At 62.8% G+C, this 22,927-nt stretch carries 20 protein-coding genes; 14 read left to right on the top strand and 6 right to left on the bottom strand.

Annotated features, from left to right (window positions below; genetic code table 11):
- Positions 1-43: 43 nt before the first annotated feature.
- Genes hutU through GCM43_RS06230 form a run of 7 tightly spaced genes read left to right on the top strand, consistent with a single transcriptional unit; the run spans position 44 to position 8,805 of the window.
- Entirely contained in the window at positions 44-1,750 is a 1,707-nt protein-coding gene (hutU, locus tag GCM43_RS06260; protein ID WP_152242667.1) for a urocanate hydratase, read from the top strand.
- Between the two features lie 8 nt (positions 1,751-1,758).
- Entirely contained in the window at positions 1,759-3,327 is a 1,569-nt protein-coding gene (gene hutH, locus GCM43_RS06255; protein WP_152242666.1) for a histidine ammonia-lyase, read from the top strand.
- Between the two features lie 9 nt (positions 3,328-3,336).
- A complete protein-coding gene (gene hutG, locus GCM43_RS06250) occupies positions 3,337-4,125 on the top strand; it encodes an N-formylglutamate deformylase (RefSeq protein ID WP_152242665.1) in 789 nt (262 codons plus the stop codon).
- A complete protein-coding gene (locus GCM43_RS06245; protein WP_152242664.1) occupies positions 4,122-5,480 on the top strand; it encodes a formimidoylglutamate deiminase in 1,359 nt (452 codons plus the stop codon). Before hutG ends, GCM43_RS06245 begins: the two co-directional genes overlap by 4 nt.
- Positions 5,480-6,061 carry a HutD/Ves family protein gene (locus tag GCM43_RS06240; protein ID WP_152242663.1) on the top strand — a complete coding sequence of 194 codons (582 nt, stop codon included), beginning with the start codon at positions 5,480-5,482 and terminating at the stop codon, positions 6,059-6,061. Before GCM43_RS06245 ends, GCM43_RS06240 begins: the two co-directional genes overlap by 1 nt.
- The gene (gene hutI / locus GCM43_RS06235) at positions 6,061-7,287 is read left to right on the top strand and encodes an imidazolonepropionase (RefSeq protein ID WP_152242662.1); all 1,227 of its coding nucleotides are present in this window, start codon (positions 6,061-6,063) and stop codon (positions 7,285-7,287) included. The genes GCM43_RS06240 and hutI overlap by 1 nt, the downstream gene beginning before the upstream one ends.
- 21 nt (positions 7,288-7,308) lie before the next feature.
- Complete coding sequence (locus GCM43_RS06230; protein WP_413770929.1) at positions 7,309-8,805, top strand: glycine betaine ABC transporter substrate-binding protein; 1,497 nt, start codon at positions 7,309-7,311, stop codon at positions 8,803-8,805.
- Positions 8,806-8,988: 183 nt separating this feature from the next.
- Here GCM43_RS06230 and GCM43_RS06225 read toward each other — a convergent pair whose 3' ends face one another.
- The 4 genes from GCM43_RS06225 to GCM43_RS06210 all read right to left on the bottom strand — a co-directional run bounded on the left by GCM43_RS06225 (position 8,989) and on the right by GCM43_RS06210 (position 11,745).
- Positions 8,989-9,486 (bottom strand): GNAT family N-acetyltransferase, encoded by a 498-nt coding sequence (locus GCM43_RS06225; protein WP_152242661.1) that lies wholly within the window; start codon positions 9,484-9,486, stop codon positions 8,989-8,991.
- Positions 9,483-10,433 (bottom strand): DMT family transporter, encoded by a 951-nt coding sequence (locus GCM43_RS06220; RefSeq protein ID WP_152242660.1) that lies wholly within the window; start codon positions 10,431-10,433, stop codon positions 9,483-9,485. The genes GCM43_RS06225 and GCM43_RS06220 overlap by 4 nt, the downstream gene beginning before the upstream one ends.
- A 303-nt stretch (positions 10,434-10,736) precedes the next feature.
- Positions 10,737-11,186, bottom strand: a complete 450-nt coding sequence (locus tag GCM43_RS06215) for an outer membrane lipoprotein (RefSeq protein ID WP_152242659.1) — start codon at positions 11,184-11,186, stop codon at positions 10,737-10,739.
- A gap of 130 nt (positions 11,187-11,316) precedes the next feature.
- Positions 11,317-11,745, bottom strand: coding sequence for an Mpo1 family 2-hydroxy fatty acid dioxygenase (locus GCM43_RS06210; protein WP_152242658.1), 429 nt, complete (start codon positions 11,743-11,745; stop codon positions 11,317-11,319).
- Positions 11,746-11,893: 148 nt separating this feature from the next.
- Between GCM43_RS06210 and GCM43_RS06205 the strand changes: the two genes are divergently transcribed.
- Positions 11,894-12,385 (top strand): DNA-deoxyinosine glycosylase, encoded by a 492-nt coding sequence (locus GCM43_RS06205; RefSeq protein WP_152242951.1) that lies wholly within the window; start codon positions 11,894-11,896, stop codon positions 12,383-12,385.
- A gap of 5 nt (positions 12,386-12,390) precedes the next feature.
- Here the strand turns inward: GCM43_RS06205 and GCM43_RS06200 are convergent, their stop codons facing one another.
- Entirely contained in the window at positions 12,391-12,708 is a 318-nt protein-coding gene (locus GCM43_RS06200) for a CcdB family protein (RefSeq protein WP_193315556.1), read from the bottom strand.
- A complete protein-coding gene (locus GCM43_RS06195) occupies positions 12,708-12,968 on the bottom strand; it encodes a type II toxin-antitoxin system CcdA family antitoxin (protein WP_152242656.1) in 261 nt (86 codons plus the stop codon). Before GCM43_RS06195 ends, GCM43_RS06200 begins: the two co-directional genes overlap by 1 nt.
- A gap of 394 nt (positions 12,969-13,362) precedes the next feature.
- On the opposite strand from GCM43_RS06195, the gene uxaC reads away from it, so the two are divergent.
- From uxaC to GCM43_RS06165, 6 genes are all read left to right on the top strand, one after another.
- Positions 13,363-14,766, top strand: coding sequence for a glucuronate isomerase (gene uxaC, locus GCM43_RS06190; RefSeq protein ID WP_226929346.1), 1,404 nt, complete (start codon positions 13,363-13,365; stop codon positions 14,764-14,766).
- Positions 14,767-14,792: 26 nt separating this feature from the next.
- Positions 14,793-16,391: a UxaA family hydrolase gene (locus GCM43_RS06185; protein ID WP_152242655.1), complete on the top strand. Its 1,599-nt coding sequence runs from the start codon at positions 14,793-14,795 to the stop codon at positions 16,389-16,391.
- Positions 16,392-16,396: 5 nt separating this feature from the next.
- Positions 16,397-17,827, top strand: a complete 1,431-nt coding sequence (locus GCM43_RS06180) for a tagaturonate reductase (RefSeq protein ID WP_226929345.1) — start codon at positions 16,397-16,399, stop codon at positions 17,825-17,827.
- 139 nt (positions 17,828-17,966) lie between these two features.
- The gene (locus GCM43_RS06175; protein ID WP_152242654.1) at positions 17,967-19,253 is read left to right on the top strand and encodes an MFS transporter; all 1,287 of its coding nucleotides are present in this window, start codon (positions 17,967-17,969) and stop codon (positions 19,251-19,253) included.
- Between the two features lie 135 nt (positions 19,254-19,388).
- On the top strand, positions 19,389-20,660 hold the full coding sequence (locus GCM43_RS06170; protein ID WP_152242653.1) for a porin: 1,272 nt from the start codon (positions 19,389-19,391) through the stop codon (positions 20,658-20,660).
- 24 nt (positions 20,661-20,684) lie between these two features.
- Positions 20,685-22,820: a glycoside hydrolase family 28 protein gene (locus GCM43_RS06165; RefSeq protein ID WP_152242652.1), complete on the top strand. Its 2,136-nt coding sequence runs from the start codon at positions 20,685-20,687 to the stop codon at positions 22,818-22,820.
- Positions 22,821-22,927 lie beyond the last annotated feature (107 nt).

Below are 22,927 nucleotides of genomic sequence, written 5' to 3'. Positions count from 1 at the left end.
AAGGGCGGCTCATGATGGCCGCCCCACCTTTCGAGGAGACAGCATGAGCAACACCCAGGACAACGATCCGCGCTTCGACGCCAGCCGCGTGATCCACGCCCCGCGCGGCACGGCGCTCAGTTGCAAGAACTGGCAGGCCGAGGCGGCCTACCGCATGTTGCAGAACAATCTGGACCCGGCCGTGGCCGAGCATCCGCAGCATCTGGTGGTGTATGGCGGCATCGGCCGCGCGGCGCGCAACTGGGCCTGCTTCGATCAGATACTGGCCTGCTTGCGCGAGCTGGAAGACGACCAGACGCTCCTGATCCAGTCCGGCAAGCCGGTCGGGGTGTTTCGCACCCACGCCGATGCGCCGCGCGTGCTGATTGCCAATTCCAACCTGGTGCCCAAGTGGGCCAACTGGGAGCATTTCAACGAACTCGATCACCAGGGGCTGTTCATGTACGGCCAGATGACGGCCGGCAGCTGGATCTATATCGGCACCCAGGGCATCGTGCAGGGCACCTATGAAACCTTTGCAGAAGCCGGGCGCCAGCATTATGGCGGCGACTGGGCCGGGCGCTGGATACTGACGGCGGGCCTGGGCGGCATGGGCGGCGCGCAGTCGCTGGCCGCCACCATGGCCGGCGCCGTGTCGCTGACCATCGAATGCCAGCAAAGCAGCATCGACTTTCGCCTGCGCACCCGCTACCTGGACAAGCAGGCAGCGACCCTCGACGAAGCGCTGGAACTGGTCAGGCTGCATACCGAACGCAAGGAAGCGGTGTCGATCGGCCTGCTGGGCAATGCCGCCGAAGTGCTGCCCGAACTGGTGCAGCGTGCCCGCGACGGCGGCATGCGGCCCGATCTCGTGACCGACCAGACTTCGGCGCATGACCTGGTCAACGGCTACCTGCCGCGCGGCTGGAGCGTGTCGGACTGGAAGGCGGCGCGCCAGGACCCGCAGCGCCATGCGCGCCTGGTGCAGGCGGCCGCCGATTCCTGCGCCGCGCATGTGCAGGCGATGCTGGACTTTCACGCCATGGGCGTACCCACCGTCGACTACGGCAACAATATCCGCCAGGTGGCGTTCGACCAAGGTGTGCAGAACGCCTTTGATTTTCCCGGCTTCGTGCCGGCCTATATCCGCCCGCAGTTCTGCGAAGGGCGCGGACCGTTTCGCTGGGTGGCGCTGTCGGGCGACCCGGAAGATATTTACAAGACCGACGCCAAGATCAAGCAGCTGTTTCCGCAGCACGCGCAGGTGCATCACTGGCTCGATATGGCGCGCGAGCGCATCGCCTTCCAGGGCCTGCCGGCGCGCATCTGCTGGCTCGGGCTGGGCGAGCGCCACCTGGCCGGCCTGGCCTTCAACGAGATGGTACGCACGGGCGAACTGAAGGCGCCCATCGTGATCGGGCGCGATCATCTCGATACCGGCTCGGTGGCCAGCCCGAACCGCGAAACCGAAGGCATGAAGGACGGCACCGACGCCGTGTCGGACTGGCCGCTTCTCAACGCCATGCTCAATACGGCCGGCGGTGCGACCTGGGTTTCGCTGCACCATGGCGGCGGTGTCGGCATGGGCTACTCGCAGCATGCCGGCATGGTGATCGTGGCCGATGGCAGCGAAGCGGCGGCCCGGCGCCTGGCGCGCGTGCTGGTCAACGACAGCGGTTCGGGCGTGATGCGCCATGCCGATGCCGGCTATGAAACGGCGGCTGCCTGCGCCAAACGCCACGGCCTGAACCTGCCCATGATCAAACAGTGAAAGCGAACATGACACAGCCAGTCAGAAATTGGATACTCAATCCCGGCGCCATGACGCTGGCCGAACTGCGCGCAGTGTGGGCCAGTACGGCGGCCTCCGCGCAGCTGGTCTTGTCGGCTGACGCTTATCCGGTGATCGAGGCCTCGGCCGCTGCCGTGCAGGCCATCGTGGCCAAGGGCGACGCCGCGTACGGCATCAATACCGGCTTTGGCCTGCTGGCCAAGACCCGCATTGCCGACGACAAGCTTGAGCAATTGCAGCGCAACCTGATTCTGTCGCATTCGGTCGGTACCGGCGAACTGTTGTCGGACGCTGTCGTGCGCTTGATCATGCTGATGAAGATCGGCAGCCTGGCGCGCGGTTATTCGGGGGTGCGCCCGCTGATCGTCGATACCCTGATCGCGCTGTATAACGCCGGCATCATGCCGGCCATTCCGGCCAAGGGTTCGGTGGGCGCCTCGGGCGACCTGGCGCCGCTGTCGCACATGACGCTGGCCATGCTGGGCGTGGGCGAGGTGCGCATGCAGGGCCAGCTGATACCGGCGGCCGACGCGCTGGCGCAGGCCGGCATCGCGCCGGTGGTGCTGGCCGCCAAGGAAGGGCTGGCGCTGATCAACGGCACGCAGGTGTCGACCGCGCTGGCGCTGCACGGCCTGTTCATGGCCGAGCGCCTGCTGGAAGCGGCCATGGTGACGGGTGCACTGGCGATCGATGCGGCCAAGGGCAGCGATGCGCCGTTTGACGCGCGCGTGCACGCCGTGCGCGGCCAGCCGGGGCAGATACTGGCGGCGCAGCTATACCGTCAGCTACTGGCCCATAGCGCGATTCGCGCCTCGCACCTGGAAGGCGACGAGCGCGTGCAGGACCCGTACAGCCTGCGCTGTCAGCCGCAGGTGATGGGCGCCTGCCTCGACCTGATCGGCAATGCCGGACGCACGCTGCTGATCGAAGCCAATGCGGTGACGGACAATCCGCTGATTTTCCAGGATGATGCCGCCGGTCTGGCGCAGATCGTCTCGGGCGGCAATTTCCACGCCGAGCCGGTGGCGTTTGCCGCCGATACGCTGGCGCTGGCGATTGCCGAAATCGGCGCGCTGGCCGAGCGGCGCATTGCGCTGCTGATCGACGCGACGCTATCGGGCCTGCCGCCGTTCCTGGTGCGCGAACCGGGCATCAATTCCGGTTTCATGATCGCGCATGTGACGGCGGCGGCGCTGGCGTCGGAAAACAAGTCGCTGGCCCATCCGGCCAGCGTCGACAGCCTGCCCACTTCGGCCAACCAGGAAGACCATGTCAGCATGGCCACCTTTGCCGGGCGCCGGCTGGACGAGATGGCGCGCAATACCGCCGTCATTATCGGCATCGAACTGCTGGCCGCCGCCCAGGGCATCGATTTTCACCGCCCCCTGAAGAGCGCGCCGCAGCTCGAACACGTGCACCAGCAGCTGCGCCAGAAGGTGCCGTTCTTTGACGCAGACCGCTACTTTGCACCCGATATCGAGGCAGCCCGGCAGATGGTGCTGCATGGTGAATTGAGCAGCACCTGCAAGGCGCTGTTTGCGCCACTGTACGCCTAGGAGCGCCCCATGGATTTTCAGTTCAGCCAGGGCCGCATTCCACTGCTGGTATCGATGCCGCATGTGGGCACCGATATCCCCGACGAGATTGCCGCGCGCATGACGCCGCAGGCGCTGCAGAAAGCCGATACCGACTGGCATCTGCGCCAGCTGTACGATTTTCTGGCGCCGATGCAGGCGTCCGTGCTGTCGGCGCGCTGGTCGCGCTACACCATCGATCTGAACCGGCCGCAGGAAGACACCGACCTGTATCCGGGGCAGGATACCACCGGGCTGCTGCCGCTCGATACCTTTCACCGCGAAGCGCTATACCTGCCGGGCCAGGCGCCCGATGCGGCAGAGGCGGCGCGGCGGCTGCAGCGCTACTGGCTGCCCTATCACCAGCAGCTGCAGTTGGAACTGGCGCGCCTGCTGCGCGAGCATGGCGCGGTGGTGCTGTGGGATGCCCATTCGATTGCTTCGCATGTGCCGCGTTTTTTTGACGGCAAGCTGCCCGACCTGAACTTCGGCACGGCCGATGGCGCCAGTTGCGACGCGGGCCTCACCGAAGCGGTGCTGCAGGTGGCGCGCAGCCAGGACCAGTTTTCACTGGCCCTGAACGGTCGCTTCAAGGGCGGTCACATCACGCGCCATTACGGCAGGCCTGATCAGCGCGTGCACGCGATCCAGCTCGAGATGTGTCAGTGCCTGTATATGAACGAGGAAGCGCCGTTTGCCTACAGCGCTGGCCTGGCGGCGCAGGTGCAGCCGCTGCTGCAACAACTATTGGGCGCCGCCGTGGCCTGGGTGCGCTGGTGAAGCAGCTGTTCGCTTGCCACGCCTTGCTGCCTGAAGGCTGGCGCCGCGACGTGCTGCTGGCTTGGGATGGCGAGGGCAACCTGACGCAGGTGCAGGAAAATGCGCAGGCGCCTGCCGGCGCGGAAGTGGTTCAGCTGGTCGTGCCGGGCATGGTCAACCTGCATTCGCACGCCTTCCAGCGCGCGATGGCCGGCATGACCGAAGTGGCAGGCGAGGGGCCTGATAGCTTCTGGACCTGGCGCGAGCTGATGTACCGTTTTGCCAGCCGGATCACGCCCGAACAGATTGAAGCGATCGCGACGCAGCTGTACAGCGAGTGCCTGCGCCACGGCTATACGGCGATGTGCGAGTTTCACTACCTGCAGCGCGATCCGGATGGCGCTTTTTATGCGCAGCCGGCCGAAACGGCGCTGCGCGTGCTGCAGGCGGCGCGCACCAGCGGTATCGGCGTCACCATGCTGCCGGTACTGTACAGCCATGCCGGTTTTGGCAGCCAGCCTTTGCAGCCGCAGCAGGCGCGCTTTGCCACTGGCGTCGATGATGTGCTGTGCATCGCCGAGGCGCTGTCGCCGCTGCGCGGCGGACAGGTGGAAGTGGGCTGCGCACCGCATTCGCTGCGCGCGGCCAGCGTGACGCAGATACGCGAGCTGTCAAAGGCGCTGCCCGGCCGGCCGCTGCATATCCATATCGCCGAACAGCAGGCCGAAGTGGCGCAGTGCTTGCAACTGACCGGCTGTCGCCCCGTGCAGTATCTGCATGAAGAGCTTGCAGTCGATGCGCGCTGGTGCCTGGTGCACGCCACCCATCTGCAGGCAGTGGAGGTGGCGCAGATCGCTGCCAGCGGCGCGGTGGTGGGCTTGTGCCCGAGCACCGAGGCCAATCTCGGCGACGGCTTGTTTCCGCTGCGCGAATTGCTGGCAGCGGGCGGGCATTTTGGCATCGGCAGCGACAGCCATGTGTCGCAGTCGCCGGTCGAGGAGTTGCGCTGGCTCGAATATGGCCAGCGCCTGCAGCACCGGCAGCGCAACCTGGCGGTCAGCGCACAGCAGCGCCAGGTCGGCGACTTTTTATGGCAGCGCGCCTTGCAGGGCGGCGCGCAGGCAGCGGGGCGCGCGCTGGGTGCGCTGGCGCCGGGCAAGCGCGCCGACCTGCTGGTGCTGGACGACGCCCATCCGAACTTGTGCGGCGTGGCGCTTGAACATGTGCTGGGCAGTTTTATCTTCAGCGGCAACGACAACCTGGTGCGCGATGTGCTGTGCGGCGGCCAGTGGCAGGTACGCGCCGGCCGGCATGTGGCGCAGGAGGCCATTACCGCTGCCTACAAGCGCGCGCTGGCGCAATTGAGGGCGCTGTAATGGCCACGCTGATCCCGTTTGCCAGCCTGCCGGCAGCGCCGTGGAAAAACGGCGGCGGCAGCACCACGCAAATTGCGTCCTGGCCGCCAGGCGCGGGACTCGATGATTTTATCTGGCGCATCAGCGTGGCGACCATTGCCGTCGACGGACCGTTCTCGCGCTTTGCCGGCGTTGAGCGCAGCCTGCTGCTGTTAGCTGGCGAGAGCGTGCAACTGCTCATCGACGGTACGCGCACGGCGCGCCTCGATGCGGCGGCACCGCTGCTGTGTTTTGATGGCGAAGCTGCCGTCACAGCGCAGGTGTCGGGCGCCACCACCGACTTGAATGTGATGACGCGGCGCGCCAGCTGTCGTCACCAGCTCACGCGCATCACGGCGCCGCAGCAGCTGGTGCGTGCCAGTGCCGTCACCTTGCTGTTTGCCGCTGGCGGCGCACTCACGGCAAGCGATGGCCGCCGGCAGTTTGCCTTGCAGCGCCATGACAGCCTGCTGCTCGACGCCGGCGACGCCGATACGTGGCAGCTCGATGCGGCAGCAGCCACGTCGCTGGTGCCGGTCGATTTGTTTGTGAAGGAGCGCTGATGCACGACTGGGACCTGGTTATCCATAACGTCCACCTGGCCACCATGGAAAACGGCTATGGCGAACTACGCGACGCCGCCATCGCGATCAAGGATGGCCGCATCGCCTGGCTGGGGCGCGCCGCTGAACTGCCGGCCAACAGCGCAGAGCAGATCGACGGCCAGGGCTGCTGGGTCACGCCGGGGCTGATCGACTGCCATACGCATAGCGTGTATGCGGGCAACCGCAGCGATGAATTCGAAGCACGTTTGAACGGCGCCAGCTATGAAGAGATCAGCCGAGCCGGCGGCGGCATTATGGCCACCGTGCGCGCCACGCGCGCGGCCAGCGAAGGCGAACTGCTGCGCCAGTCGCTACCGCGGGTACGGGCGCTGCTGGCCGAAGGCGTGACCACCATCGAGATCAAATCAGGCTATGGACTGGAAACCGGTGCCGAGGCGCGCATGCTGCGGGTGGCCAGGACAATCGGCCGGGTGCTGCCGGTACGCGTGCGCACCACTTTTCTTGGCGCCCATGCGCTGCCGCCCGAATTTGCCGGACGCAGCGATGACTATATCGATCATGTTTGCACACAGATGCTGCCGGCAATCGCTGGCGAAGGATTGATCGATGCGGTCGATGCGTTTTGCGAGCGTATCGGTTTTTCTGCCGCGCAGACGCAGCGCGTGTTTGAAGCGGCGCGCGCGCTGCGTCTGCCGGTCAAGCTGCATGCCGAGCAGCTGTCGGACCAGGGCGGCGCGGCGCTGGTGGCCCGCCACCAGGGGTTGTCGGCTGACCACCTGGAGTTCTTGTCCGATGACGGCGTTGCCGCCATGGCGCAGCAGGGCACGGTAGCGGTGCTGCTGCCCGGCGCGTATTATTTTTTGCGCGAGACGCAGATGCCGCCCATCGCGCAACTGCGCGCTGCCGGCGTGCCTATGGCCGTATCGACCGACTGCAATCCCGGCACCTCACCGATGACCTCGCTGTTGCTGGCGATGAATATGGCCTGCACCCTGTGGCGGCTGACGCCGCAGGAAGCGCTGGCCGGCGCCACCTGTCATGCGGCGCGCGCGCTGGGCCTGCAGGATGAAGCAGGTACGCTGGCGATAGGCAAGCGCGCCGATCTCGCGCTATGGCGCATCGCCCGTCCAGCCGACCTGGCCTATGCCATGGGGTGCAATCCCTGCATGGCTGTGCTGAACGGCGGCAGCTGGCGCGCGCCAGTGGTAAGCTTGCCCGATTGATCATTTATCCGGGAGCGCCGCGTGCGCGTCATATTCTGGTTTTTCCTGCTTTGCCTGGCCAGCACTGCTGCGCAGGGGGCTGACGGCGGCACGCTGAAGGTCGGCTCCAAGCGCTTTACCGAGTCCTATATTCTCGGCGAGATCATTACCGGCACGGCCGCCCGCGTTGTGCACACCGAACATCGCCAGGGGCTGGGCAATACCGCCATCGTGCTGGCGGCACTGCGCGCCGGCAGCATCGATGTGTATGCCGAATATACGGGTACGATTGCAAGCGAAGTGCTGAAACACGACAAGCCGGTTGCGCTGGCGCAGATGCGCCGCGAACTGGCGCAGCTGGGACTGGGCGTGGCGGTGCCGCTGGGGTTCAACAATACCTATGCGCTGGCCATGCGCGGCGATGAAAAAACCGTGGCCAGCCTGGCCGATCTGGCTGCCCATCCCGAGCTCAAACTGGGGCTGTCGCATGAATTTATCGGCCGCGTCGATGGCTGGCCGGGGCTGGCGGCGCGCTATGGCCTGGTGCAGCAGCCGCGCGGTCTCGATCACGGCATCGCCTATGAAGCACTGGCGCAGCGTCAGGTTGATGTGATCGATATCTATTCGACCGACGCCAAGATTCGCCAGTACGGCCTGCGCGTGCTGGCCGACACACAGCAGTATTTTCCGCGCTATGACGCCATGCTGCTGTACCGGCTCGATATGCCCGAACGTTTTCCGGCCGCCTGGCAGGCGCTGCAGGCTTTGCAGGGCCGCATCGGCGAGCAGGACATGATTGCCATGAATGCGGCGGTTGAAGTCGATGGAAAAAGCTTTGCCAGCGTGGCGCAGCAGTGGCTGGCCAGGGGCGCCGGCAGCCAGCCTGCGGCATCGGCGCGCAGCAGCCTGTGGGACAAGCTGCTGGGCGACGATCTGTGGCGATTGACGCGCCAGCACCTGACGCTGGTGTTGCTGTCGGTCGTTCTGGCCTGCCTGGCTGGCGTGCCACTGGGCGTGCTGGCGGCGTTCTTTGCGCCGTTGCGCCAGACCGTGCTGGCGCTGGTCGGCGTGTTGCAGACAGTACCGTCGCTGGCCTTGCTGGCGATACTGATCCCGCTGCTGGGCATGATCGGCACGGTGCCGGCGTTATTGGCGCTGTTTATTTACGCCTTGCTGCCGATTGTCAGCAACACCTGCACCGGCATCCTGCAGGTGCCATCGGGCTTGCGCATGGCCGCGCTGGCGCTGGGCATGACGCGGCGTCAGCGCCTGTGGCTGGTCGATTTGCCGCTGGCGCTGCCGGTGATGCTGGCCGGCGTGCGCACCGCTACCGTGATGAGCGTGGGCACCGCCACCATCGCCGCCTTTATCGGTGCCGGCGGCTACGGCGAGCGCATTACCATCGGGCTGGCCCTGAACGACAACCAGATGCTGCTGGCCGGCGCGATACCGGCAGCCGTGCTGGCGTTGCTGACGCAGGGACTGTTTGCCTTGCTGGAAAGGGGGCTGGTACGGGGCCGTGTAAGACTGGCGACTTAACGCTCGCTTAAAAGTGATTCAATAGTTTGCTTGAAAATGTAATGCCCCGTAAGCAAATGTAAAGGTCGGCGCGAATCAGTCTGGCCAGGCTTATAGTGACCTTGTTGATTGCATTCTCCCCCTCCCACTTGACAATGGGTTCTACCCCACGGTGCCGCTAGCCCGTGGGGTTTTTTTTTATGGCTATGCTTTGTTGACTTTTGCCAGTTGTGCCAGCGCCTCGCCCGCTACGCGGCAGATGCGCCAGTCCGGCATGACATCGGCGCCCATCCCCTTGTAGAAGTTGATGGCGTTTTCGTTCCAGTCCAGTACCGACCATTCGAAGCGGCCGCAGTCGCGCTCGACGGCCAGTTGCGCCAGCGCTGCCAGCATCTGCTTGCCATAGCCCTTGCCGCGCGCGTTTTGCCTGACGTACAGGTCTTCCAGATACAAACCCTTGCGACACAGAAAGGTGGAGAAGTTATGGAAGAACACGGCAAACGTCACGACCTCCCCGCCTTCCATGCCAACGATGGCTTCGCACGCCGGCTGCGGGCCGAACAGGCTGTCGTGCAGCATCGATTCTTTTGCCACCATCATGTGCTCGAGTTGTTCGAATACGGCCAGTTCGCGGATCATGCCAAAGATGGCTGCGACGTCGGCAGCCTGCGCGGGGCGGATGGCCAGGGAGGAGTGGTTCATGGTGCCTTTGCTGAAGAAGTGGAAACGGCGGTTGTTGCTGTCACTGCGCGGGTCTTGCGCGCGCCGGAAGTCAGGGCCCAGGCCACGCTCGACAGGCACAGCACCATGCCCAGCCACTCAACGGGGGCAGGGCGGTAGTGCTCGAACTGTACCGACAGCAGCACCGAGATCACGGGTGTCACCACGCCGATATAGACGGTCTTCTGGGTGCCGATGCGGGCGATCAGGGTGAAATAAGCGCTGAAGGCGATCACGGAGCCGAACACAGCCAGGTAGACCAGCCCCAGCCAGTAACTGGCGCGTGTGGGCAGGTGCCAGCTCTGGCCGCTCGAAATTGCCCACACGGCCACCATCAGCGTGCCCCACAACATGGTCCAGGCCATGGTCAGCAGCACATTGCTGGAGTGGGCGCGCACCTTCATCACCAGCGCATTGCCGACCGTGCTGGCGATGGTGGCGACCAGCGCCAGCACAAAGCCGAGCAGGAAATGGCCGCTGCCGCCGCCCAGTATCTCTTTCCATGCAGCCCCGATCGACTGGTAAAACAGCAGTACCACGCCGCAGATGGCGACAGCGGCGGCAAAGCAGGTGCTCAGCGTGATCGGCGTGCCAAAGGCGATACGGTTCAGTACCGGGGTCCAGAACACCATCAGCGCAAACAGCACGCTGACCAGCGCCGAGACCAGGTATTGCTCCGAGCTGTAGGTGCAGACATAGCTGAGCGCAAACGAGGCCAGCCCTTGCAAGATCATCGGCCGCTGCGCGCGCCAGGGCAGCAGCAGGCGGTCGCCACGCAGCGCGCACCAGGCAAACAGGGTGGCCGAAGCCAGGCCGAAGCGGTACACCACGGAAACGGCGGGGGCGACATCGCCCAGTTGCAAGGTAATGGCCCAGAAGGTGGAACCCCAGATCAGGCAGGCGGTAATAAACAGGAAGGGAGAGGACATGACGCCAGTATACGGCGCAGCTGCCAGGCTTGACCAGCCGGCCGGCAGCTTGTTGGCAAGATTGAGACAGCGCAGCGTATGATGTCGATGTTATTTATTTGAAAATATTTAAATTATAATCAGTTAAATATTTTCATTCACCAAGGAGCTGCATCATGTCCATCCCGCTGCGCGTCAAGGTCTTGAGCGTGATCGCCTATGTTGCCGCCGCCACGATGATCGTGGCGGGCTGGCATCCGGAGGTCACGCTGTCGGCTGGCGCCTTTGGTTGAGCCGGGCGCCAGCTCTGCAGCACATGTCTGATCAGTGCGTGACGCGCGTGGTACGGCCATCGGACAGCAGACGTACGCGCTCACCAGGGCGGAAGGCTTCGTCGGCGTCCTGCACGATGGCGCGCATGTCGCCATTGTCGAGGCGCACGGTGATTTCCAGGCCAGGCTTGTTGGCTGCATTGGCTTCAATGTTCTGGCCGGCAATGCCGCCAGCTACCGCACCGAGGATACTGGCCGCAATGGCGCCCTTGCCACCGCCGACGGCCGAACCGGCCACGCCGCCCAGCGCTGCGCCGGCCAGTACGCCGGTGCCGCTTTCACCCTTGTCGATGGTGACGTTGCGCACGGATTCAACCGTACCCATGCGTACCGACTGTTCATTCTGCGACTGGCGTGCCTTGTAGACATTGGCCGAATTCGGTTGTACGGCGCAACCGGCGAGGGTAGCAAGCAGGGCGACGGCAATAATCGATGTTTTCATATTGAGCTCCAGGAGTAAAAATGGTGCGCCGATCGCGTCTGATGGCATCGGCTGCACATTGATGATAAGACAAGTTGCCTAAGATAAATAGGTGCGAATCGTAATATTCTGTTACCTCGATGTTGGCCTGCTAGTAGGCCAGTCGCAAGCGCCGGTACGCAAACGCCAGCACAAATAGCGGACCGATCAATAAAAACCGCAGATCATCGAAGAAGGACGGTTTTTTGCCTTCGATCCGGTGGCCGATGAACTGGCCGATCCAGGCCAGCACAAACAGCGCCAGCGAAAGCGGCAGGACCAACGCTGCAGGCAAAGCAGCCAGCACCATCAGCATCAGTCCCAACATCGCCAGCATGCCCAGTGCAAACGGGCGCGACAATTTCAGATAGTAGGCAAGGGCCGCTGCGCTGCCGGCCAACGCCACGACGGCATGCAGGCGCCACAGCAAGCCCAGCACGCTGAACACGATCAGCGGCACGCAGACGATGTGCACCCACTCATTGACTGGATTGCGGTGACTGTCGCCATATTGGGCCAGCAGGGCATTGATGGTGCGCATGGTCGCTCCCGTGATCGGTTTGCCGGAAATTCTACACCGGAACCGAAGGCGCCATGCCGCGACCTGCAGGCCCGGTTAAAATGCCGGCATGACGACCTCAAAAGCTGCTATGAACCCTGTCGCCCCTGAACAGTTACTGCCGGACGATATGCGCAAGCGCTGTTTCGCCCCTGTCGTCAATGCCGATACCCGTTTGCTGATACTGGGCAGCCTGCCCGGTGAGAAGTCGCTGGCGCACAGCCAGTACTATGCGCATCCGCAAAACCGTTTCTGGATGCTGCTGGGCGAGGTGCTGCAGATCGAACTGGCAAGCCTCCCCTATGACGCGCGCCTGGCCGCCTTGCTGGCGCACGGCGTTGGCTTGTGGGACGTGGTGGCGCAGGCACATCGCATCGGCAGTCTCGACAGCAATATCCGCGCGCGCGACGACAACGATCTGCCAGCCCTGCTGGCGCGTTACCCTGCCATTGCCACCATCGCCTTCAATGGCGGCACGGCGTTAAAACTGGGGATGAAAGTGCTGGGCGAAGAGGCAAAGCGCTATCGCATCGTGGCGCTGCCGTCGAGCAGTCCGGCCTACACGCTGGGGTATGCCGACAAGCTGGCGCAGTGGCAGGCACTGGCTGACGGTATTCAATAAGCACATCAATACGCACCGAACACGCGGTCCAGCGCCGTCTGGATATCGGCTTGTCTCGACTGCAGCGTGCCGATGCGTGTCTTCAGTTCGGCCGCCGGGATGGCCGCCATCTGCGGCGTATCGAGAAAATGCTCGATGCTGTCGAATTCGATCAGTGGAAACAGGTCGGTCGGCAAGCTCAAGGCATCGAAACCATGCAAGGTGCGCAGCGGAATCACAAGACGGCTGGCCAGGCCGCTGATCACATTGCTCTGCACCTCGAGCAGATAGGGAATCGTGTCGCGGTTCCTGCCCGGATTGCGGTAGACATCGAAGCGCGCCATCAGAAGGCGCGCCATTCCTGCAAGGCCACGCCGCCCGTTTCCATCGCGCCGTTGTAGGCCGCAATAAAACCCGCATGCTGTTCATTCCATTGCAACTCCTTGCGCCGCGCAATTTCAGCGCGCAGGTGCTGCTCGCACAGCTGGGAAATATTGATACCCAGCTGTTTGGCGTCGAGATACACATCCATTGCCAGACTGACATTGGTAGCCTTCTTGGCCGGTATCTTTTGGTTTGGTGCCGGGAAATGTGGTGCGTTCATATATCTCCTCCATGCGCATGGAAAATATTGGATAACCGTGTCGATCTTACGCTCTTTTCTACATTCAGCTTTACGCAAATCGATATACCTGCCATTTTTCAGCAGTGTGGTTGCATAAAATAAATATTTTTAGCGCGATGTTATTGTTTTTTAGACGAAGAAAGACCGATTTTTTCTTTGCTATGAACCCGCTCGCTGTCGCTGGCAAGCGGTGTGTCCTCCGCCTTTTCTGCGTGTTGTTTTCCCGAAGCCAATTTTCACACGCTTCACTTTTGCGCTTGCTTTCACTGATATATTACATTTAATATTCTGATATATCAGAGTGCGCCAAGTTGGTGCCTCCTCAAAACACAGTGCGATGCGGGGCGAAACCGGGTCGTACGCACCCCAGGAGATGGCGGCGATGACCGAGTTCATGAATCAGGATTTTCTTCTTACCACCGAGGTAGCCCGCAAGCTGTATCGCGAAGTCGCGGCCGATCTGCCAATCATCGATTACCACTCGCACCTGCAGCAGGGCGAGATCGCCAGCCGCAAAACCTTCCGCAATATCGCCGAACTGTGGCTGGCCGGCGACCATTACAAATGGCGCTTGATGCGTACCGCCGGCGTGGCCGAAGAGTTCATTACCGGCGAGCGCAGCGACCAGGAAAAGTTCCGTGCTTTTTGCAAGGTGCTGCCACTGGCGATCGGCAATCCGATCCACCACTGGAGCCATCTGGAACTGCGCCGCATCTTCAATATCGATCTGTTGATCAACGAAGCCAATGCCGACGCGATCTGGGAACAGGCCAACGCCAAACTGGAAAAAATGGACACCTGGTCGCTGCTGGAGCAGGCCGGTGTGGAAATCGCCTGCACCACCGACGACCCGGCCGACGACCTGCTGCAACACGCGGACATCGCCAACTCGGCACTGAAAACGCGCGTGCTGCCGGCCTACCGTCCGGACAAGGCCATGCGCATCAACCAGCCGCGCTTCCCTGAATACCTGAAGCGCCTGGGCGAGGTAGCCGATGTGCAGGTCAATTCGTTTGCCTCGATGATTGCCGCGCTGGCCGTGCGCGTGGAGTTCTTCCATGCCCGTGGCGCGCGCATCTCCGACCATGCGGTCGACGTGACGCTGCCGGTGGCAGCCGCTACTGCCGAAGAGCTCGAAGCGCTGTTTGCCAAGCGCCTGCAAGGCACGCTGCTTACCGATGCTGAAAACGGCCTGTACCTGCGCGGCCTGCTCGAAGCGATCGGGCGCGTGTATGCCAACTACGGCTGGACCATGTGCCTGCATATCGGCGCCCAGCGCAACAACAACGAGCGCATGCGCGCCAAACTGGGCCCTGACACCGGCTACGACTCGATCTCGGACATGACTTGCAGCGCCGGCCTGGCGTCCCTGCTCAATGGCCTGGACAAGGACGACCGCCTGCCGAAAACCATGCTGTTCTGCCTGAACCCGAACATGAACGAAGTGCTCTCGACCATGGTGGGCAACTTCCAGGACGGCAGCGTGGCCGGCAAGCTGCAGTTCGGCCCGGCCTGGTGGTTCAACGACCACAAGGAAGGCAATCTGCAGCAGCTGGTCGGCTTCGGCAACCACAGCGTGCTGGGCGTGTTTGTCGGCATGGTGACCGACTCGCGCAGCTTCGCGTCCTACCCGCGCCACGACTACTTCCGCCGCCTGGTCTGCCGCCAGATCGGTGAATGGGTCGAAGGCGGCGAATACCCGAACGACTTCGACGCGCTGTCGACCATCGTGCGCGGTATCTGCTACGACAACGCCAAGAACTACTTCCAGCTCTAATCGCCCAGCCGCCGCCAGGAACAGCCATGCAAAAAGTTTTATGTATTCACCCCGATGATGACATGCTGGTCGCACTGAGCGATCTGGCGGCCGGCGAAGTGGTCAACTGGGAGGGCGAGTCCATCCTGATCAGCAGCGCCGTCAAGACCAAGCACAAGCTGGCGCGGCGCGCGTTTGCCGCCGGCGAGATATTGCGTCTGTACGGCGTGCCGGTCGGCAAGGCCACCGTCGATATCCGCCGCGGCGAAGCCGTCACCACCGAAAACCTGCATCACTATGCAGCCGAAGTGGAGCTCGAACCACAGGCGCCGTACAGCTGGACGCCGCCGGACGTAGCGCGCCTTGACGGCGCCACCTTCCCCGGCGTGGTGCGCGCCGATGGCCGCGTGGGCACCGCCAACTACTGGCTGGTGTTCCCGCTGGTGTTCTGCGAAAACCGCAATGTCGAGCATCTGAGGAATGCGCTTGAAGCACCGCTCGGCTACACGCGCAACGACCTGGCGTCGTTCACGCTGTCGCTGCTCGGTGAAGAGATGGAAGCGCCGAAACCGGTCGTGCGTCCTTTCCCCAACCTCGATGGCGTGCGCATCATTACCCACAACGGCGGCTGCGGCGGCACCCGCGCCGATGCGCGCTCGCTGTGCAAGATCCTGTCGGCCTATGCCGACCATCCGAACGTGGCCGGCATTACGGTGTTCAGCCTGGGCTGCCAGAACGCGCAGATCGCCATGTTCAAGGAAGAGCTGGCGAAACAGAATGCCCAGTTCGACAAGCCCTGCCTGATCTATGAACAGCAGAAATGGGACAGCGAAGAGGCCATGATGAAGGCCGTGCTGACCGACACGCTGGCACAGCTGAAGGAAGCGAACAAGGTCGTGCGCCAGCCGGTGCCGCTGTCGCACCTGAAGATCGGCGTCAAGTGCGGCGGCTCCGATGGTTTTTCCGGCATTTCCGCCAACCCGGCCATGGGCCTGGTGTCGGACATGGTGGTCGCTGTCGGCGGCTCGTCCATCCTGGCCGAGTTTCCCGAGCTGTGCGGCGTGGAAGCGAACCTGATCGAGCGTTGCGAAAACGACGACGACAAGCGCCGTTTCCTGGGCCTGATGCGTGACTTTGAAGCACGCGCCGAAGCGGTCGGCACGCACTTTGCCGACAACCCCAGCCCCGGCAATATCCGCGATGGCCTCATTACCGACGCCATGAAATCGGCCGGTGCGGCCAAGAAGGGTGGCACCTCGCCCATCGTCTCGGTACTCGACTATGGCGAGCAAAGCCCGAAACCGGGCCTGTCGCTGCTGTGCACACCGGGCGGCGACGTCGAATCGGTGACCGGCATCGTGGCCTCGGGCGCCAACGTGGTGCTGTTTTCCACTGGCCTCGGCACGCCGACCGGCAACCCGATCGTGCCGGTGCTGAAAATTTCCAGCAATACCCGCGTGGCCAACAAACTGTCCGACCTGATCGATTACGACTGCGGTCCGGTGATCGAAGGAAAACCTCTGCCCGAGGTGGCCAACGGCCTGTTCGACATGGTGGTGGCGACCGCCGGCGGCCAGTACCAGGCCAAGGCCGACCGCTTGCAGCAGTACGACTTCATTTTCTGGAAACGCGACATTTCACTGTGAGCCACATGTCCATGCCTACGCTACGCCGCAGCGCGCCCTACGCGCTGCCGATCAAATTTCTCCAGTTCGGCCAGGGCAACTTCATGCGCGGCTTTTTTGACTGGCAGGTCGACCTGCTCAATGAGCGCAGTGGGCTCAATGCTGGCGTGGTGGTGGTGCGTCCGCGCGGCGGCAGCGGCTCGCCCCTGCTCGACGTGCAGGACGGTTTGTTTACCACCGTGGTGCGCGGTCTCGATGAAAGCGGCACGCCCGTCAGCGCCAGCCGCACCATCAGCTGCGTGCAGCGCGAGATCAACCCGGCCACCATGTACGGCGACTACCTGTCGCTGGCGCAACTGCCCGATCTGCGCTTTATCGTCTCCAACACCACCGAAGCGGGCATTGCCACCAACGACAGCGACGCCTTCGACGATGCGCCGCCATCGACCTTTCCGGCCAAGCTCACGCGTTTGCTGTTCGAGCGCTACACCCATTTTGCGGGCGCCCACGACAAGGGCCTGGTGCTGCTGCCATGCGAACTGATCGAACAGAACGGCCCGGCCCTGAAGGCGGCCGTGCTGCACTTTGCACGCCTGTGGCAGCTGGGCGCCGGCTTTGCCGGCTGGCTCGAGCACAGCTGCACCTTCTGCTCGACGCTGGTTGACCGCATCGTCACCGGCTATCCCGAAAACGCCGCTGCCATCGAAGCCGAACTCGGTTACAGCGACCAGTTCATGGTGGCGGCCGAACATTACTACCTGTTCGTGATCGAAGGCCCGGCATCGCTGGCCGATGAACTCAAGCTGGCCGGCGCCAACCTGAACATCAGGCTGGTCGACGACATCACGCCCTACAAGAAGCGCAAGGTCGGCATTCTCAATGGCGGCCATACGGCGCTGGTGCCGGTGGCGCTGCTGGCCGGCCTGGAAACGGTGGGCCAGGCCGTCAATGACGAACAGGTGGGCGCTTATCTGGCCGACACCCTGAACCAGGAAATCATTCCGGCATTGCCGCTGCCGCAGGACGAACTGCAGCAGTTTGCGCGCGACGTGCTGCTGCGTTTTCGCAATCCGTATATCCAGCATCGCCTGGCCTCGATTGCACTGAACAGCTGGAGCAAGTTTGCCGCCCGCATCGCGCCGCAACTGCTGCGCTATGTGGAGCTGCGCGGTCAGCTGCCAACGCGGCTGGTACTGGCGCTGGCCGCCACCATGCGCCTGTATCGCGGTGATGTGATTGCCTTGTCGGACGATGCAGCCAGCCTGGCCTGGTTTGCCGCCGGCTGGGCCGAAGTGGACGCCGGCAGCCAGACCTTGCTGCAGCTGTCGCAAGGCTGGTTGGCCAATCAGAACGTCTGGGGCCGCGACCTGAACCAGGTCGAGGGCCTGGCGCAGGCGGTGGCCGATGCACTGGCGCGTATCGATGCGCTGGGCATGCGCGGCGCCTTGCAGAAATAAGAGATTTATCGATTCAGCAGTAACGCAGCACCGTAGTAACCATAAAACCAGAGAGACCGAAGGCACTTCAAAAAAGGCTGAACGGTCCGGAAAGTGGCGGCGCATTTACACCGTCGAGCTTGGCAAGAGGGGAGACAATATGAATAAAGTACGCGGCATGCGCTGGTGGATGGTGGGCCTGGTTACAGCAGGGCTGATCGTCAATTACCTGGCGCGCAATACCTTGTCGGTGGCAGCGCCAACGATGATGAGCGACCTCAATATCACCACCCAGGAGTATTCCTATATCGTGGTGGCGTGGCAGGTCTGTTACGCGCTGATGCAGCCGATTGCCGGCTACATTATCGATGCGGTCGGCACCAAGATCGGCTTTGCCGCTTTTGCGCTGGCCTGGTCGGTCGCCTGTGCCTGTGCGGCCATGGCCACCGGCTGGCAAAGCATGGCGCTGTTTCGCGGCATGCTGGGACTGACCGAAGCGGCCGGCATTCCGGCCGGCGTGAAAGCCACCACCGAATGGTTCCCGGCCAAGGAGCGCTCGATCGCGATTGGCTGGTTCAATATCGGCTCTTCGATCGGCGCCCTGTGCGCGCCGCCGCTGGTGGTGTGGACCATCCTGCACGGCAGCTGGCATATGTCGTTCGTGATCGTCGGCGCCATCGGCATCGTCTGGACCGGCCTGTGGCTGGCATTCTACAAGCACCCGCGCGACCAGAAACTGCTGACCGACAAGGAACGTGAGTTTATCCTTGAAGGCCAGGAAAAAACCGTCGAAGGCGAGACCGTGGCCAAAGCGGGCTGGCGTCAGATCGTGCGCAGCCGCAATTTCTGGGCGATTGCCATTCCGCGCTTTTTGTCCGAACCTGCCTGGCAGACTTTCAATGCCTGGATTCCGCTGTATATGGCCACCGAGCGCCATATGAACATCAAGGAAATCGCCATGTTTGCCTGGCTGCCGTTCCTGGCCGCCGATATCGGCTGCGTGCTGGGCGGCTACCTGAGCCCATGGTTCCACAAACACTGGAAGGTCTCGCTGTTTACCTCGCGCAAGCTGGTGGTGATCGTCGGCGCCGTGTGCATGATTGGCCCGGCCTGCATCGGCCTGGTGGCCAGCCCGTACACCGCGATTGCCCTTTTGTGCGTGGGCGGCTTCGCGCACCAGACGCTGTCCGGCGCACTGTACTCGATCACCTCCGACGTGTTCGGCAAAAACGAAGTGGCTACCGCCACCGGTCTGGCCGGTATGTCGGGTTATTTGGGCGCCACCATCTTCACGCTGCTGTTCGGCGTGCTGGTGACGCTGGTTGGCTACGGCCCGCTGTTCATGCTGCTGGCCGTGCTCGACCTGGTCGCTGCCGCCGTGGTGTGCCTGCTGATCCGCGAAAAAATCGCGCCATCGGTGTCGCTGGGCAAACCTGCCTTCGGCTGATATTTCCGCAAGTAGCCGGCACTGGCCGGCACCCCCGTCCCTGGACCAGAACACCCGTGATGCCACGGGCGGGGACGTTTATTTTAATGCAGCACACAAAGCGCTATCTGAAGGCGCTGAAAACAGGAGAAAGACATGCAACAACTCAATCACAAATGCGTCCGCCGCGTGATGGCGACAGCCTTGCTGGCAGCCATTTCCGGCAGCGCCCTGGCGCAGGACTTCCTGGCCGAGCGCAAGGTCGAAACGCGCATCTACGGCTTTCTGAATGGCGAGATCGAATCGGTGAAAGCCGTCGGTGGCCCGACCCCTTACGCCAGCCGCGGTCGCGTCTCGGACGGCAACTCGCGCATCGGCTTTGCCGGTTCGATCGGCATCAAGGGCGACGTGCGCGGCCTGTGGCAGATCGAAGGCAGCCTGAACAACTTTGACGAAGGCGGCATCAACGGCCAGGGCAAGTCGTCGACCATCGAGTCGCGCAATACCTTTGTCGGTATCGAAAGCAAGCGCTTTGGCCGCTTCATTATCGGTAACAACGATTCGGTCTACCGCAGCCTGGTCGGCTCGGGCGGTGCGCTGGGCGGCAATCTGGGCTTGACGGTGCAAGGCCTGGACGTGTGGAACAACACCTCGGCCCAGCTGAGCGGCAATGCCGACAGCCTGTTTGGCCGTGGCGAAGCGCGTTACAAGAATTCGGCGCATTACCTGTCGCCTGAGTGGAACGGCTTCCAGGCCGGCGCCTCCTACGGCTTCGACGAAGTACGCGATACCGGCGACGACCGCGCGCGCTACTCGGTGGCGGCCAAGTACACCATCGGTGCCTTTTCGATCGGCGCCGGCTACGACCGCCAGCAAAATACCGGCGTGGACGTGGAAAACCTGTCCAAGGGCTTTGGTTTCCGCAATACCTCGGTCAGCGGCGTGAACACCAATTTCTACAAAGTGCTGGCCACCTACAAATTCCCGACCAAGACCTCGGTTGGCCTGGGTTTTGAATCGGGCAGCTATGGCTACGCGATCCAGTCGCTGCCAACGCCGGGCAATATCTACACTTCGCTGCAGACCGGCAGCATGAAGCAGCGTTCGGTGATGGCCTCGGTGACCCAGGAAGTGGGCTACGACACCACCATCATGCTGGCCGCCGGCAAGCTGGGCAAGCTTGACAACACCACCTTCGGCCGCGCCGACGACTTCGGCGCCACCCAGATTTCGCTGGGCGCCACCTACAAGATCGACGAGCAGTTCATGCCATATGTGTATTTCACGCGCATCAACAACAAGTCGCAGCAGAACGTCAACCTGGGCCAGTCGCCGCTGCACAGCAACAAGGCTGGCACGGACGACGCTTTCCTGGCACCAGGCAACTCGCCGCGCGCCTTCGGCATCGGCTTGATCGCACGATTCTAATTAATAAAAACAGGAGATGCAGTCATGAAAAAAACGGACAAACAACGCAATAGCGGCTGGGCGCAAGCCTGTGTCGCACTGCCGCTGGCGGCCATGCTGGCCGCTTGCGGCGGCGGTGGCAGCACTGAAGGCGCAACCGCTACCACCTACAACCCGGGCAGCGTGTTCCAGGTTGGCACTACCTCGTTCGACCCGGACCTGCCAGCCGAGCCAACGCTGCCGAAAGACACGCAAGTGTGCGCCACGCTTGAAGCGACCAGCAACCTGGTGCGCCGTCCGGACGGCTCGCTGCCGCCGGAAGCCGATCCGTCGAAAGCCGGCGTCGGCGTGGCTGTCACTACCGCCACCGCCAACCCTGACCAGGCCCGTATCCAGGCCGCGCTGGACGCCTGCGGCGCTGCAGTTGACGCCGAAGTGGGCGCAAAAATCGCTGCTGCCGATGCGGCTGCGACCGCTGCGCAGAAAACGGCCAACGTCAAGAACGTCAATATCGCCGGCGTGTCTGGTGAAGAACTGGCCAAGCCGGAATACCGCGGCAGCAAGTTTGCCGTGCGCCTGGTGGTCAACAGCTCCGGCGTGGGTGATGGCTTTATCAGCGGCCCGCTGACGCTGCCGTCCGGCGTGACGCTGTGGATCGACAAGGGCGTGACCCTGTACGCTTCGCGCGACGTGACCACTTATTCGCCGAACCCTGCCGGTCCTTACTGCGGCAATACGGCAGTCAGCTCGAGCAAGGCTGGCAGCTCGGGCAACTGCTCGGCGCTGATCAACGGCTCGAACCTGGTCAACTCGGCCGTGATGGGCGACGGCTCGATCGACAGCCGCGCCTATTCGGAAATCGTGACCACCAACAAGCTCTATCCGTTGATGAAGGTCGACATGACCTGCTCGAACACCTACGCAGCCTATGCCACCGGCAAACAGGCCGCCGACGGCGTGTCGTGCGATAACGGCGGCACCACGGTGGACTCGAAATCGTCGGCGCGCAACATGAGCTGGTGGGATCTGGCCTTCCTGGGCAATATGGTACAAAACGGCGTGACCGGCACCGGTTCGCAGTCGAACTTCCGCATGATGGTATTCAACTATGCGAAAAACCTGACGCTGTATCGCATCTCGCTCAATAACAGCGCCAACTTCCACGTCGTACCGAGCGGCGTTGACGGTCTGACGGTGTGGGGCGTGAAAGTGCAGACGCCAACCCTGGCGGCGTTCGCCAACCCGGCCGGCAATGGCAATCCGCTGTACAACGGCGAAACCTACAACGCCGACAACGTCAAGAACACCGACGCGTTCGATCCGGGTGCAGCCAGCAAGGCCATTTCGGGCAAGCTCGCCACTGGCAGCAAAACCACCTCGACCGGCGCCATGTCGTTTGACGGCTACCTGAAGAACTTCGTGTTTGCGTATAACTTTGTCAGCACCGGCGACGATGACGTGGCCCTGAAAGGCAGCGCCAATCCGTCGCCGGCCGGCTCGGGCCTGTTTGCCATCGACGGCAAGCGCGACGTGCGTTCGGACCGCAAGCACGGCATGGTGATTGCCCATAACCATATCTACTGGGGCCATGGCATTTCGGTCGGCAGCGAAACGAACGCCGGCGTGACCAACGTTGAAGTCTATGACAACTCGTTTACGCACTCGGAAGAAGGCCTGCGCATCAAGTCCGACTATGCACGTGGCGGTGAAGTGAGCAACGTCCACTACCGCAATATCTGCATCCGCGACGCCCTGAACGCGCTGTTGTTTACCACTTACTACAGCACCAAGGCGCTGCCGACGGCTGGTCCGCAATACCCGAACTTCCACGATATCACGCTCGATAACGTGCGCATTCTGGGCAATACGGCCATCAAGCTGCAGGGCTTCAAGGCCAATACGGGCGGTTTCGACAATCCGCAGTTCCCGCTGGTGATGAACCTCAACAACGTGGTGACCGATTCGCCAAACGGCACCACCATGACTTCATCGGATGCCAACCTGACGATCAAAGGTACCAACCTGCCGATCTTTGCCAATGCCGCCGAACGCGTGACGGTCAACGGCACGGCCACGCAGGCGGTGGATGTGGAGAAAGTGGTTGACTGCAGCAAGGCTTTTGTTGACTTCCCTGCAATTGGCCAGTCTAATCTGTTTGGTTCGACCTGGGACAAGAAGTAATCCCTGAGTCAATCCCGGAGCAGCCGCGCGCTGCTCCGGTACAGATAACAGCACAGACACCGGAGGAGAGCACAGTGGCAGCAGCACAGACCGTAGCAGCACAGACC

Source organism: Janthinobacterium aquaticum (genome assembly GCF_009208565.1).
Classification (GTDB): domain Bacteria; phylum Pseudomonadota; class Gammaproteobacteria; order Burkholderiales; family Burkholderiaceae_D; genus Janthinobacterium.
This window is presented reverse-complemented; position numbering and strand designations above follow the sequence as displayed.